Consider the following 13,751-nt stretch of genomic DNA (forward strand, 5'->3'; position numbering starts at 1 on the left):
CATCTAAACCAACAATGTCAAAGAGCGACAAAAATCGACGCTGCGCCTTTCCCCTTTTTCTCGGGGCGGCCGCTGCGCCTGAATTTCGGTGACCGAAGCGCCGTTCCGTTGAAGAGCACCGCGTCGGTGGAGTGGCTTCTATGCGGGAGGTTCCCACCCGTCAACACCGTTTTGCACTTTTGTGGCGGTTGACCTGTTTGAACTGCGAAAACCCTCGGAAAACCGCCACTTTCGGGCGTCGGAAAATCCGGCGGGCATGACCATTTGATGACCTTTGCGCGCCGAATCACCCCGAATCGCGGCCGAATCACGCCCCCCGATGCGAGAATCGGGGCTCAGGAGAGCCGGTCGATCGCCTTTTGCGGCTCGGTGAACCAGCGCGGCCCCGACTCCGCCATGTAGAAATGGTCCTCGAGGCGGATGCCGAAGCGATCGGGCATGACGATCATCGGTTCGTTCGAGAAGCACATGCCCGTGTCGAGCGGCGTCCTGTCCCCGCGCACCAGATAGGCGGGCTCGTGGATCGACAGACCGATGCCGTGGCCGGTGCGATGCGGCAGTCCCGGCAGGCGATAGTCCGGCCCCAGCCCTGCTTTCTCCAGTACCACCCGCGCGGCTGCGTCTACCTGCTCGCACGGTACCCCTGGTTGCGCGGCGGCGAAGGCGGCGGCCTGGGCTTCCTTCTCCAGCGACCAGATCGCCTGCTCCTCGTCCGACACCCGGCCGAAGGCATAGGTGCGGGTGATGTCGGAATGATAGCCTTCGACGGTGCAGCCGGTGTCGATCAGCACGAGCTGGCCCTCCTCCAGTGCCTGTTCGCCGGGCAGGCCGTGCGGGAAGGCGGTCGCGTGGCCGAACTGGACGATGCAGAAGCTCGAGCCCGCTGCACCGAGCGCACGATGCGCCTGGTCGATGAAGCGCTTGACCGCGCCGGTGGTGATGCCGGGCGCCAGGATGCGCGCAGCGGCGTGGTGGACCGCCAGCGTCATATTCTTCGCCTGCTGCATCAGCGCGATCTCGGCGGGCGACTTGCGCATGCGGCAGCCGTCGATCGCGGGCGCGCCGTCGACCAGGGTCACGCTCGGCGCGGCACGGCGGAGGCGTTCGGCCATCTGGAAGGGGAGCGCAGGATCGATCGCAAGCGTGGTGACGCCGCCCAGCGCATCCGCGACCAGCGCGAAGGGATCCTCGTCCTCCTCCCACAGCCGCATGTCCGCATCATATGCCATGTCGGCGGTGAGCGAGCCGAGTTCGAAGCGCGGGCAGATCATGATCGGCTCGCCGTGGAGCGGCAGCAGCATTGCGACGAGCCGCTCGGTGGCGCCCCAGGGGACGCCGGCGAAATAGCGCAGCGACATGCCGGCATTCACCAGCAGCGCCTGCGCGCCCATCGCTTCCATACGGTCGCGCACGCGCGCGAGGCGGTCGCGGCGCTCGGCAAGGGTGATGGCCGGCGCGCGATCGGCCCAGGGCGCGAGCGCGGCGAGTTCGTTTTCCGCGGTGGATCCGCCGATGGTCATGGAGAGACGTCCTTATACGTGGAAGCGGTGAAGATCGAAGGGGGCGAGGCCGGCCGCCCTGCCCTCTGCCAGCGCGGCGACGCGTTCGCCGGTGATCGCCGCCAGGGTGAGGCCGAGATGCTGATGGCCGAAGGCATAGAGCAGATTGCCCGCCTTGCGGCTGCGGCCGATCGCCGGGAGATAGTCGGGCAGGGTCGGACGCGCGCCGGTCCAGCGGGTGAAGGGCGGGCGCAGCGGCAGGCCGAGCGCGGCGATATGCGCCTCGAGCCGCGACCATTTCGCGGGGTCGGGGGGCGTGTCGATGCCGGCGAACTCGACGAAGCTCGCCGCCTGTACGCAACCGGCATAGCGGGTGACGATCATCGAGTGATCCTCGAACACGAGGGGCGGCAGATCGGCGGGCCAGTCATGGTCGGTCGCGCGGAGATGATAGCCGCGCTCGGCGATGATCGGCACGCGGTGGCCGAGCGGCGCCAGCACCCGGCCCGAGGCGACGCCGGCGGCGACCAGCAGCTGGTCCGCATCGGGTACGGGGGCACCGTCGATCGCCAGCCGCGCCTCGCCGCCCGCAAGGCTCAGCGTCGCCCTCCCCTGCAAGATCGTGCCGCCCGCGGCGGCCAGCGCCGCCCGCAACGCTCGGTCGAGCGCGTCGAGATCATTGATCTGCGCGGTGTTGGTGAAGCGAATCGCGCCCGCCATCGCCCTGCCCGGCAGCTGGAGCAGCTCGGCGGGGGTCGCGTCGCGAAAGGCAGCGGTGCCGATGTCCGCCGATGCCCAGGCGCGCCGCCCCGCCTCGACCGACGCGGGGCTGCTCCAGGCGACGATATGCCCCTGCTCGCGCAGCAGATCGGGGGTGTCGAGGCTCGCGCTCAGCCGCTGCCAGGCGGGCATCGCCTCGGCGAGCAACCCGCCCAGCGCCGCTTGCCCGCGCGCGAAGACGCTCGGCCGCGCCGCGCCGAGCAGCCGCAGCCCGAAGGGCAGCCAGTGTCGCCAGGCCGAGGGTGGCAAGGACACCGCCCCCCCTGCCCCGAAGCGCCGGCGCGGCAGGCTGCGCACCGTCGCCCAGGAGGCGAGCGGCGCGACCTGCTCGATCGCGATGTGGCCGGCATTGCCCCAGGAGGCCGCGCGGCGATCGGGATCGGCGTCGACCAGCCGCACCGACCAGCCCGCGTGCGCTAGAGCGATCGCGCTCGACAGCCCGACGACACCCCCACCGATCACTACGATATTGCGCTGCATCAACTTCGCCTTGCCGATTTTAGGGTAGAGGTATACCGTATTTGTGCGTTTCGCCTGCCACAAGCCGCGCCCTCAGGACGGGGAAATCCTGGTGTCGGCGGCAGGTATTCCAGGGAAAGACCGAAGACATGAGTATCGTCGTCCGCACGCTGTCGGAACAGATCTTCACGATCGTCCGTGAGCAGATCGTCTCCGGCAAGCTGCCGGTAGAGCAGGCGATCCGCCAGGATGCGCTGGCCAACCAGCTGGGCGTGAGCAAGATCCCTTTGCGCGAGGCGCTGGCCCGGCTGGAGCAGGAAGGACTGCTCGTCGGCCAGGCGAACCGCGGCTATTTCGTCCGCGCGATGTCGTCTGGCGAGGCGGAGGAGATCTTCGCGCTCCGCTTGGCGATCGAGCCCGATGCGGTCGCCGCCGGCGCGCTTTCCGCCACCGATGCCGATCGCGCCGCGGCGCGCGAGGCGCTGGCGGCGCTCGACGTGGCAGCGGCCGAGCATCTCGACGAGGTCGCCGCGCACAACCGTGAGTTCCACATCGCGATGGTCCGCCCCGGCGGGCGGCTGCTCACCACGCAGCTGGTCGAACGGCTCCAGATCCTCGCCGAGCGCTATGTCCACAAGCATCTCGAACCCGCCGGGCGCGAGGATCGCGCGCATCTCGAACATGCCGAGCTGATGACGGCGTGGGAGAGCGGCGATGCCGATCGCACCCGCGCGCTGGCCCGCGCGCATATCGAGGGCACGCTTACCGATCTCCGCCGCCAGCTGAACGGCTGAGCCTCAGCCGCGCGCCAGCACGCTGCGCGCGCGGCCGTAGAGGAAATAGACGGCGAGCCCGGCGACGTTCCAGATCAGGAAGCGCACCAGCGTCTTCTCGGGCAGCGAGAAGAGCAGGTAGAGGCAGCCCAGTACCGCCAGCGTGCCGACCAAATAGGGTTGCGGGCAACGGAAGATGCGCGGCGCATCGGGCGCGCGGCGGCGGAGCAGCATCATGCAGACGCCCACCGCGATGAACGCGATCAGCGTGCCGGCATTGGCCAGCTCGGCAATCTCGTCGAGCCGCAGGAAGCCCGCGACGGCCGCGACGAACAGCCCGGTGATGCCGGTCACCAGCACCGGCGCGCCGGTGCGCGGCGAAACCTTGGCGAGGCCGCGTGGCAGCAGCCCGTCGCGCGCCATCACGAAGAAGATGCGGCTCTGCCCGTACATCATCACCAGGATCACCGACGGGAGCGCGATCAGCGCCGCGGCGGCGATCGCCCAGGCGGCGAAGGGATGGCCGAGCGTGCGCAGCACCAGCGCCAGCGGCTCGGGTGAATTGCCGAGCGTGGTGTAGGACATCGCGCCGACCGCCGCGACCGCGACGAGGATGTAGATGGTGGTGCACAAGGCCATCGACCCGACGATGCCGATGGTCAGATCGCGACCCGGGTTCTTGGCTTCCTCGGCCGAGGTGGCGACGGCGTCGAAGCCGTAAAAGGCGAAGAACACGATCGCGGCGGCCGCCATCACGCCGCGGGTGCTGCTGCCGTCTGCGTGGCTTGCGAAGCCATAGGGCATGAAGGGATGGAAGTTGGCCGCATCGAAGCCGGGCAGCGCCAAGGCCACGAACACCGCGAGCGCCACCAGCTTGATCACCACCAGCACGATGTTGAGCGTCGCGCTCTCGCGGGTGCCGAGCATCAGCATGCCGGCGATCGCGAAGGACACGAGCACCGCCGGCAGGTTGACGATGCCTCCAGCATGCGGTCCCTGGAGCAGCACTGCGGGCAGATGGATGCCCGCCGATTGCAGCCAGCCGACCAGATAGCCCGACCAGCCCACCGCCACCGCCGAGCAGGCAAGCGAATATTCGAGGATCAGGCTCCAGCCGACCACCCAGGCGATCGTCTCGCCCAGCACCGAATAGCTGTAGGTATAGGCGCTGCCCGCCGCCGGGATCATCGTCGCGAGTTCGGCATAGGCGAGCGCGGCGCAGGCGCACACCGCGCCGGCGATGACGAAGGCGAGGATCACCGCGGGCCCTGCCCGCTCGGCGCCGACGCCGGTCAACGTATAGATGCCGGTGCCGACGATCGCGCCGACCCCGAGTGCGATCAGGTGCGGCCAGGAAAGCGTGGGGCGCAGCCGATGCGCGCTAGGAGCCGTGCTGCGTTCGATCGGCTTGATCGGTCCCCAAAATCCCATGCAACCCCCGATGCTTTCGTATTGTGTTCAGACGACCGAGAAGCCGGCCCAGAACGGGTCCTCGCGGTCGATCCAGATGGTGTTGAAGCCGGTGGCGATCGCCGAGCCTTCGATCGAGGGGATGATGCCGGGGCGATCGCCCACCATCACCGCTTCCTCGACCCGACCGATGAACCGGCTGCCGATATAGCTTTCATGGACGAAGCGGTCGCCGACGCTCAAGCGGCCCTGCTGCTCCAGATGCGCGAGCCGCGCCGAGGTGCCGGTGCCGCACGGGCTGCGATCGATCGCGCGCTCGCCGTAGAACACGGCGTTGCGGCCGTCGGCCCCCTCCCCCTTGGGCTTGTCCGCCCAAAGGACGTGGCTGACGCCGCGGATGCGATCGTCGAGCGGGTGGACCGGCTCTACTTGCGCGCGCACCAGCTCGCGGATCGTGCGGCTCAGTTCGACGATGCGCGAGGCGCCGAGATCGTCGAGGCCGGTGTACGGCCCCTGCGGTTCGATGATCGCATAGTAATTGCCGCCATAGGAGACATCGATGCGGAGCGGGCCGAAGCCCGGCACCTCGATCTCGATGCCGCGCGCGGCGACATAGGCGGGCACGTTGCGGATGCGCACCCAGCGCACCCGGTCGCCCGTCATCTCATAGGTGATGTCGATCACCCCCGCCGGCACTTCGATGCGCAGCTGCCCCGGCATGCGCGGGGTGATCAGGCCATGTTCGAGCCCGAAGGTCACCATGCCGATCGTGCCGTGCCCGCACATCGGCAGGCAGCCCGAGGTCTCGATGAACAGGATGCCGCAATCACTATCGTCGCGGGTGGGCGGGTAGAGGAACCCGCCCGACATCATGTCGTGCCCGCGCGGCTCGAAGCAGAGGCCGGTGCGGATCCAGTCGAACCGCTCGAGAAAGTCCGCGCGCCGCGCCAGCATGTCGCCGCCGCGGAGCAGCGGTGCGCCGCCCGCGACCAGCCGCACCGGGTTTCCCGCGGTGTGGCCGTCGATGCAGAAGAAGGTGTGGCGCATGGGTTTTCCTCAGGCTGCCTTGACGGCGCGCTGGCTCGGGCGGGTCGCGGCGGCTTCCTCGACCCAGGCGATCACCTGGGCGCGGCGGGCACCCGAGAGCGGCAGGCGCGGCATGCGGACGCGCTCGCTGCCGCGGCCCATGATCTGCTCGGCGAGCTTGATCGACTGGACCAGGTCATGCTCGGCATCGAGATGGAGCAGCGGCATGAACCAGCGATAGATCTCGCGGGCCTCGTCGTAGCGACCTTCGTTGAACGCCGCGATCAGCCGCACCGACTCCTCCGGGAAGGCGCTGGTCAGGCCCGAGACCCAGCCCGAGGCGCCGAGGAACATGCCTTCCAGCGCGACATCGTCCAGGCCCGCCATCAGTGTGTAGCGATCGCCATAGCGGTTGAAGAGATCGGTGAAGCGGCGCGGATCGGGCGCGCTTTCCTTGACCGCCACGATGTTCTTCACATCCGTGAGGCGATCCAGCGTCGCGGTGTCGATCGACACGCGATAGGCTGGCGGGTTGTTGTAGAGCATGATCGGCAGCGAGGTCGCCTCGGCCACCGCGCGAAAATGGGCCTCGAGCTCCTCGGCGGTCGGCACATAGACCATCGCCGGCAGCAGCATCAGCGCGTCGACGCCGACCTTCTCGGCATCACGGGCGTACTGGATCGCGCGCGCGGTGGTGAATTCGGACACGCCGGCGACCAGCGGCACGCGGCCGCCCACCGCCTCGACGCCGGCCTGGAGCACGACGCGCTTCTCGTCCGCCTCGAGCGAATTGTTCTCGCCGCAGGTGCCGAGCAGGATAAGGCCGTCGACGCCGTCATCGACCAGCGCGGTCTGGGTGCGCTGGGTGGCGTCGAGATCGATCGAGAGATCCTCGGCGAACTGGGTCGTCGCCGCGGGATAGACGCCGGTCCAGAGCGTCTTGGCTGCAGTCATAAGAACACGATCCTCCACTGGGTTGGTCGATTTCGTATACCGTATGCGGCGGATGCGCAAGGCTGCCATGCACCAACGCATAATTTCGCGATTCCCGAAAGGGGTAACCGCGCGCCGAAACGAAGCGTTACGATATCGTATAATTTATTTGACTGAATCATGCTTCTCATGTTGCATATGTGCGACTCAAAAAACGGGGTGCGCGGCGCATGCGTAATTTTCTTACAATTCGGACGGGGGCGGCGCTTGGTGCGCTTGCCATGGCATTGGTTTCCAGCGCGGCATATGCGCAGGAGACGGAAGGCGGTACGGCGGGGGGCGACAGCGATCGTACGGAAATCACCGTCACCGGCACGCGCATCCGGCGCCCCGACCTGGAGAGCAACAGCCCGCTGACCAGCGTCGATGCGCAGGAAGTGCGCTACCAAGGCGCGGTCAATGCCGAGACGATGCTCGCGCGGCTGCCGCAATTCACCGCCGACGGCAACGAGAATGTCTCCAACGGATCGGACGGATCGGCGCAGATCAACCTGCGCAACCTCGGCTCGAACCGGGTGCTGACGCTGATCAACGGCCAGCGCATCCTCTCCTCGCAGGCGACCGACATCAACTTCGTGCCGACCGCGCTGATCGAGCGCGTCGACGTCGTCACCGGCGGCGCCTCTGCGGTCTATGGCTCGGATGCAATGTCGGGCGTGGTCAACTTCATCCTGCGCGACCATCTCGACGGGCTGCGGCTCGATGCGCAGACCAGCGTCGCGCAGCACACCAACGACAATGCCTATGTCCGCGGCCTCGTCTCGGACAAGGGCTACCAGCTCGCCCCGCGCAACGTGTTCGACGGCGCCAAGCAGGACATCAACGGCGCGTTCGGCAAGAATTTCGCGGACGGCCGCGGCAACGTCACCGTCTATGGCGGCTATCGCCACACCGACCCGGTGCTGCAGGCGACGCGCGACTATTCGTCCTGCGCGCTCAATGCCAACGGTGCCAGCGCGCTGGTATGCGGCGGATCGTCCAACACCACCTATGGCACCTTCGCGCCGCTGGACGGCCCGAGCAAGGACCTGGGCTACCTCACCAACGCGCGCGACGGCTCCAAGAGCTGGGTGCCCTACGACGCCAGCTACGCGTACAACTATTCGCCGACCAACTACATCCAGCGCTCTGACGAGCGCTATACCGGCGGCGGCACCGCCTCGTTCGAGATCGCGCCGGCGGCGAAGCTCTATGGCAGCTTCATGTGGATGAAGGACCACACCTTCTCGCAGGTCGCGCCCTCCGCGCTGTTCCTCGGCACCACCTTCACCCTGCCCTGCAACAACCCGCTGATGAGCGCGGGCCAGCAGGCGGCGCTCTGCGGCCCGGCCGCCGGCACGTCCGCGACGATCGATTCGCTGATCGGCTACCGCCTCAACGGCGCCTATTCGCGCCGCGACGATCTGCGCCATCAGGATTATCGCTATAACGGCGGCGTGAAGGGCGATCTCGGCCACGGCTTCAGCTACGACGTGGGCTATCTCTATTCGCTGTCGCGCTACAACGAGACCTATCTCAACAACGTCGACAATGTGAAGGCGCAGCGCGCGCTCGACGTCGTGTCGGTGAACGGCACGCCGACCTGCCGCTCGAAGATCGATGGCAACGATCCGGCCTGCGTGCCGATCGACATCTTCCGCGCCGACGGCATCACCACCGATCAGGCGCGCTACCTGTTCAGCCCGTCGAGCACCGCCTCGCGCAACACGCTCGAGGTGTTTTCGGGCTCGGTCAACGGCGACCTCGGCACCTTCGGCATCCAGAGCCCCTGGGCGACGCGCGGTGCGGGCCTAGCCGTCGGCGTCGAACGCCGCCGCGAGACGCTCAACTTCACCGCCGACGACGTCGCCAAGCAGGGCGGCAGCGCCGATGCCGACGGCTCGATCACCGTCAACGAAGCGTACGGCGAGCTGGAACTGCCGCTGGTCGAGAACGTGCCCTTCATCCACGACCTGACGGTGAACGGCGGCCTGCGCTATTCGGACTATACCAACCGCCAGGGATCGACGGCGACCGAATCGCACTACAAGGCCTGGACCTACAAGGCGGAGCTGACCTGGTCGCCGATCGACGGCGCCCGCTTCCGCGCCAGCTACAACCGCGCGATCCGCGCCCCCAACATCAGCGAGCTGTTCGGCGCGCGCGGCATCGGCAACGTCTCGCTGACCGACCCTTGCGCCGGCGCCACGCCCGACGCTTCTCTCGCTGCCTGCAAGCTGACCGGCGTCAGCGACGCGCAATACGGCCACATCATCCAGTGCCCGGCGGATACCTGCTCGCAATCCTATGGCGGCAATCCGGCGGTGAAGCCCGAGGTGGGCGATACCTACACCTTCGGCGTGGTGCTGACGCCCAAGCAGCTGCGCGGCTTCTCGCTCTCTGTCGATTACTACCACATCAAGGTGAAGGGCTATATCAGCTCGATCGACCCGTCGCTCGTGGTCAGCCAGTGCACCAGCACCGGCGATCCCTATTATTGCGGGTTGTTCCACCGCGATCCGCGCTCGGGCGCGCTGTTCGGCACCAACGGCTATGTCGTCGGCAGTACGCTCAACACCGGCTATCTGCTCACCGCAGGTATCGACGTCGCCGCGGCGTATGCGACGCGGATCGGCCAGCTGGGCAAGCTCGACGCCAACATCGTCGGGACCTGGCTCGAAAAGCAGGTCAAGGAGCCGTTGCCCGGCCTGGGCAGCTACGATTGCAAGGGCTATTACGGCTATAGCTGCGGCCAGCCCAACCCGACCTGGCGCCATGTCGCGCGCCTGACCTGGACCGTCCCCAGCGAGAAGGCGACACTGTCGCTCGCCTGGCGCCACTTCGCCAAGACCGCGCTGTCGACCTCGTCGTCGAACGCCTTCCTGTCGCAGGCAGGCCCGATCAGCATCATCAACGCGACGATCCCGGCCTATGAGTATTTCGACCTTGCCGCGACCGTGGTGCCCGCCAAGCAGCTGCAGTTCCGCATGGGCATCAACAACCTGACCGACAAGTCGCCGCCGGCGATCGCCTCGGGCGTGCTGGCGAGCTTCGGCAACGGCAATACCTATCCGGGCGTGTACGATCCGATGGGCCGCACCCTGTTCATGGGCGCGACGCTGACCTTCTGAGCTCTCCCCGGGGCCGGCGTTCCTCCACCGGCCCCACCCCTGCCTTCTGGAACGGCGGCGTTGCCTGCTCGTTAGCGGTAGCTCGCTCGTTCCAAAGGCTTTTCCCGCATGGCTTCTTCCCGCGATCCCGTTGCCCGCGCGATCGCGCCCAGCAAGGCCGCCCCTGCCCTCGCGACCGGCGAGACCGCCGCGCTGCTGGCGGAGGCCCTCGCCTCGGCCGACCTGTTCTTCGCCGCCGCCGACGAACCCCGCGCCATCGCGGTCGCACATGCGCTGGCCGCGCTGGCGCCCGAGGCGTGCGTGGTCTTCTGCCCCGGCAGCGACGCGCTGCCCGGTGATGCCGCCCCCGCCTCCCCCGCCAATGTCGGCGAGCGCGTCGCTGCGCTCCGCCGCCTGCGCCTCGCCCAGGCCGAGCCCGAGCGACCGCGGATCGCCTGCATCACCACCGGCGAGGCGCTGGCCCGCCTCTACCCCCCGCCGCAGGCCTTCGAAGCCGCCCCGCCGCGAATCGCGACCGGCGCGCCAATCGATCTGGCCGCGTTGTTCGAAACGCTGGTCGAGGCAGGCTATGTCGAGGATGAGCGCGTCGACGAGCCGGGCGAAGTCGCGCTGCGCGGCCAGGTACTCGACGTCTATCCCGCCGATGCAGAGGAACCGCGCCGGATCGAAGTCGCCGACGGCGTGGTCCTGTCGCTGCGCAGCTATGATCCCGGCACCCAGCGCACCACCGGCGACTGCGCGGCGCAGGAACTGGGCCGCGTTTCCGAGCCGCCGCTCGGCAAGGATGCCGTGCCGCTCACCGCGCATCTTCCGCACGCGCTGCTGGCGATCGAGCCCGCGGCGGAGGACCGGCGCAAGCGCTTCCTCGCGCTCGCCGCGGACTCGCAGCGCCGCCGGCCGAGCCGCGCGCTGCGCGACGTGCTGGACGACAAGCCGTGGCGTGCCGCGGCGAAGGAGCATCCGCCGCTGGCGCTCGCCGCCGTCGGCGATCCCCCGCCCCGCTTCATCGAGGGCCGCGCGCCGCTCCGCGCCTTCGCCCGTGCCGCGCGCGATTGCATTGCGGCGGAGGACCGGCTGGTCGTGCTCGGCAGCGCCCGCGATCTGCGCTTCCTGCGCAGCCGCATCGCGGGCGTGCTGAAGACCGCGTTGCAGGACGTCCCGAGCTGGGCAGCGCTGCAAGGTGCGCCAGCGGGCACCATCGCGCTGCTGGAAGCGCCCGTCGACCGCGGGTTCCGGCGCGAGGGCATCCTCGCCGTCGCCGCCGCCGACCTGCTCGGCAGCCGTGCCGAGCGCGAAACCGCGCAGACCGGCGCGACCGATCCCACGCTGTTCGGCCAGACCGAGATCCGGCTCGGCGACCTCGTCGTCCACGAGGATCATGGCATCGCCGAAGTCACCGGCCTCGCGCCGATGCCGGGAGAAGCCGAGGCGGGCGGCGATGCGATCGCGCTCACCTATGCCAATGGCGGCGTGCGGCTGGTGCCCGTTGCCGAGGCCGATCGGCTGTGGCGCTATGGCGGCGATGCCGATGCGGTGGCGCTCGACAAGCTCGACGGCTCCAGCTGGCAGAAGCGGCGCGGCGCGATCGACCTCGCCATCGCAGAGACCGCGCGGGGGATGATCGCCCTCGCCGAAGAACGGATGGCGCGAACCGCTCCGGTTCTTTCTCCCGATATATCGACATATGAGCGGTTCGTCGCAGGATTTGCCTATACCGAAACGCGCGATCAGGCGCGTGCGATCGAGGCGGTACGCAGCGACCTTGCGGCCGGCGCGCCGATGGATCGGCTCGTGATCGGCGATGTCGGCTTCGGGAAGACCGAAGTCGCGCTGCGGGCCGCCGCCCTGGCGGCGCTCGCCGGCCATCAGGTCGCGGTCGCCGCCCCCACGACCGTCCTCGCCCGCCAGCATCTCGAGACCTTCACCGAACGCTTCGAGGGCACCGGCATCGCAGTCGCCGGACTTTCGCGGCTGTCGAGCGCGGCCGAGAAGAAGCGGGTCAAGGCGGGCCTCGCCGACGGATCGATCCAGGTGGTGATCGGCACTGGCGCGGTGGCCGGCAAGGGCGTGGCGTACGACAAGCTCGCGCTCGTCATCATCGACGAGGAGCAGCGCTTCGGCGCCGCGGACAAGGCGAAGCTGCGTGCGCTCGGCGCGGGGCATGTGCTGACCCTGAGCGCGACGCCGATCCCCCGCACGCTGCAGGCCGCGCTGGTCGGCATCCAGCACCTCTCGGTGATCGCGACGCCCCCTGCCCGCCGCCAGCCGATCCGCACCGCCGTCGGCATGTTCGACGAGGCCATGGTGCGCGCGGCGCTGCTCCGCGAGCGCAGCCGGGGCGGCCAGAGCTTCGTCGTCGTGCCGCGGATCGAGGACATGGGCCCGCTCGCTGCCAGGATCGCGCGGCTGGTGCCCGAGCTGGAGCTGCTCCAGGCGCATGGCAAGATGCCCGCCGCCGAGATCGACGAGGCGATGGTGCGCTTCGGCCGCGGCGACGGCGACGTGCTGCTCGCGACCAACATCATCGAGGCCGGGCTCGACGTGCCGCGCGCCAACACCATGATACTCTACCGCGCCGACCGTTTCGGCCTCAGCCAGCTCCACCAGCTGCGCGGCCGGGTGGGGCGCGGCAGCCGGCGCGGGCAGGTGCTGCTGCTCACCGAATCCGACAAGCCGATCGGCGCGCGTACCCTGAAGAGGCTCCGCACGCTGGAGGCGTTCGACCGGCTCGGCGCGGGCTTCGCGATCAGCGCGCAGGATCTCGACATGCGGGGTGCCGGCGACCTGCTCGGCGAGGCGCAGGCGGGGCATATGAAGCTGATCGGCGTCGATCTCTACCAGCATCTGCTCGAGGGCGCGCTGCGCACTGCACGCGGCGAAATGGTCGAACGCTGGACGCCCGAGCTGCATCTGGGGCTGCAGGGCTGTCTCCCCGAGGCGTGGATTCCCGACGAGGAACTGCGGGTCGGCTTCTACGTCCGTCTCGCCCGTGCCGAGGATGGCGGCATCGTCGACGCACTGGAGGCCGAGCTGGAAGATCGGTTCGGCGCCCTGCCCGACGCTGCCACCACCTTGCTCGCGGTCGCCCGCGTGCGCGCCCAGGCATTGGCGCTGGGCATTGCCCGGATCGACGCCGGTCCTGCCGCGATCGCGTTCACCCCGCGCCCCGATTTCACCGGGGATGCGGACGTGGCGGGCCTCACCGCGAAGGGCGACCGGCTGCTGCTCGCCGAACGGATCGACGATCCCGCCGCGCGGCTGGCCCGGATCGAAACGCTGCTGGAGACGATGGCGGGCGATTGACGCATTGTGCTGTCCCCTCCCCCGGCCTAGGCTCGCCGAAGAAAACAAAACCCGGAGAGGAATGGCGCCATGATTCTGCCCATCCTGCTGATGATGCTCCAGACCAGCCCGGCGTTCAACGCCGAGGAGGAGATCATCGTCGTCTCGCGCCAACTGCGCATGATCAAGGTCGACCTGAAGACCGACAAGCGCGAGGGTGGCCTGCATCTGCGCAGTTGCCGTATTCTCCGCGGCTCGGGGCATAGCGATCTCGATGCGATCCCCTGCGGCGTCGCCGAGCAGTGCGTCGCGGACGGGGTGCCCTCGCGGCGCGTGCTGAAGGACTGCGTCGAGGATCGCTCGACGAGTCGGATCAACCTGGTGCTGGCGTCGCGGCGGATGGCTCGGGCCGATTGACC

9 protein-coding genes are annotated in these 13,751 nt (G+C 68.7%); 4 read left to right on the forward strand and 5 right to left on the reverse strand.

The window, feature by feature from the left end; all coding sequences use genetic code 11:
• Positions 1-335 precede the first annotated feature (335 nt).
• Together ABIC65_RS20405 and ABIC65_RS20410 are read right to left on the reverse strand one after the other, a co-directional pair.
• On the reverse strand, positions 336-1,520 hold the full coding sequence (locus ABIC65_RS20405; protein WP_354311202.1) for a M24 family metallopeptidase: 1,185 nt from the start codon (positions 1,518-1,520) through the stop codon (positions 336-338).
• Between the two features lie 12 nt (positions 1,521-1,532).
• Complete coding sequence (locus ABIC65_RS20410; protein WP_354311204.1) at positions 1,533-2,759, reverse strand: NAD(P)/FAD-dependent oxidoreductase; 1,227 nt, start codon at positions 2,757-2,759, stop codon at positions 1,533-1,535.
• 128 nt (positions 2,760-2,887) lie between these two features.
• Between ABIC65_RS20410 and ABIC65_RS20415 the strand changes: the two genes are divergently transcribed.
• Positions 2,888-3,532 carry a GntR family transcriptional regulator gene (locus ABIC65_RS20415; protein ID WP_354311205.1) on the forward strand — a complete coding sequence of 215 codons (645 nt, stop codon included), beginning with the start codon at positions 2,888-2,890 and terminating at the stop codon, positions 3,530-3,532.
• Positions 3,533-3,535: 3 nt separating this feature from the next.
• On the opposite strand, the gene ABIC65_RS20420 is transcribed toward ABIC65_RS20415, so the two are convergent.
• From ABIC65_RS20420 to ABIC65_RS20430, 3 genes are read right to left on the reverse strand one after another with little or no spacing between them, the layout of a single operon-like run.
• Positions 3,536-4,942, reverse strand: a complete 1,407-nt coding sequence (locus ABIC65_RS20420; protein WP_354311207.1) for an amino acid permease — start codon at positions 4,940-4,942, stop codon at positions 3,536-3,538.
• A 27-nt stretch (positions 4,943-4,969) separates the two neighbouring features.
• Complete coding sequence (locus ABIC65_RS20425) at positions 4,970-5,968, reverse strand: 4-hydroxyproline epimerase (RefSeq protein ID WP_354311208.1); 999 nt, start codon at positions 5,966-5,968, stop codon at positions 4,970-4,972.
• A gap of 9 nt (positions 5,969-5,977) precedes the next feature.
• The gene (locus ABIC65_RS20430; protein ID WP_354311209.1) at positions 5,978-6,901 is read right to left on the reverse strand and encodes a dihydrodipicolinate synthase family protein; all 924 of its coding nucleotides are present in this window, start codon (positions 6,899-6,901) and stop codon (positions 5,978-5,980) included.
• Positions 6,902-7,161: 260 nt separating this feature from the next.
• On the opposite strand from ABIC65_RS20430, the gene ABIC65_RS20435 reads away from it, so the two are divergent.
• The 3 genes from ABIC65_RS20435 (at position 7,162) to ABIC65_RS20445 (ending at position 13,749) form a co-directional block, all read left to right on the forward strand.
• Positions 7,162-10,050, forward strand: a complete 2,889-nt coding sequence (locus tag ABIC65_RS20435) for a TonB-dependent receptor domain-containing protein (protein WP_354311211.1) — start codon at positions 7,162-7,164, stop codon at positions 10,048-10,050.
• Between the two features lie 108 nt (positions 10,051-10,158).
• Complete coding sequence (locus tag ABIC65_RS20440; protein ID WP_354311213.1) at positions 10,159-13,353, forward strand: helicase-related protein; 3,195 nt, start codon at positions 10,159-10,161, stop codon at positions 13,351-13,353.
• Between the two features lie 69 nt (positions 13,354-13,422).
• The gene (locus ABIC65_RS20445) at positions 13,423-13,749 is read left to right on the forward strand and encodes a hypothetical protein (RefSeq protein WP_354311215.1); all 327 of its coding nucleotides are present in this window, start codon (positions 13,423-13,425) and stop codon (positions 13,747-13,749) included.
• The last annotated feature ends 2 nt before the right edge of the window (positions 13,750-13,751 follow it).

Origin of the sequence: Sphingomonas trueperi, assembly GCF_040545665.1 — a bacterium.
In the GTDB taxonomy this organism is placed as follows: Bacteria; Pseudomonadota; Alphaproteobacteria; order Sphingomonadales; family Sphingomonadaceae; genus Sphingomonas; species Sphingomonas trueperi_B.

What these genes read in the sequence shown, in the direction of transcription:
- ABIC65_RS20420 (WP_354311207.1), bottom strand. Translation starts at nt 4,942, where the DNA reads ATGGGATTTTGGGGACCGATCAAGCCGATCGAACGCAGCACGGCTCCT.
- ABIC65_RS20425 (WP_354311208.1), bottom strand. Translation starts at nt 5,968, where the DNA reads ATGCGCCACACCTTCTTCTGCATCGACGGCCACACCGCGGGAAACCCG.
- ABIC65_RS20415 (WP_354311205.1), top strand. Translation starts at nt 2,888, where the DNA reads ATGAGTATCGTCGTCCGCACGCTGTCGGAACAGATCTTCACGATCGTC.
- ABIC65_RS20440 (WP_354311213.1), top strand. Translation starts at nt 10,159, where the DNA reads ATGGCTTCTTCCCGCGATCCCGTTGCCCGCGCGATCGCGCCCAGCAAG.
- ABIC65_RS20410 (WP_354311204.1), bottom strand. Translation starts at nt 2,759, where the DNA reads ATGCAGCGCAATATCGTAGTGATCGGTGGGGGTGTCGTCGGGCTGTCG.
- ABIC65_RS20445 (WP_354311215.1), top strand. Translation starts at nt 13,423, where the DNA reads ATGATTCTGCCCATCCTGCTGATGATGCTCCAGACCAGCCCGGCGTTC.
- ABIC65_RS20405 (WP_354311202.1), bottom strand. Translation starts at nt 1,520, where the DNA reads ATGACCATCGGCGGATCCACCGCGGAAAACGAACTCGCCGCGCTCGCG.
- ABIC65_RS20430 (WP_354311209.1), bottom strand. Translation starts at nt 6,901, where the DNA reads ATGACTGCAGCCAAGACGCTCTGGACCGGCGTCTATCCCGCGGCGACG.
- ABIC65_RS20435 (WP_354311211.1), top strand. Translation starts at nt 7,162, where the DNA reads ATGGCATTGGTTTCCAGCGCGGCATATGCGCAGGAGACGGAAGGCGGT.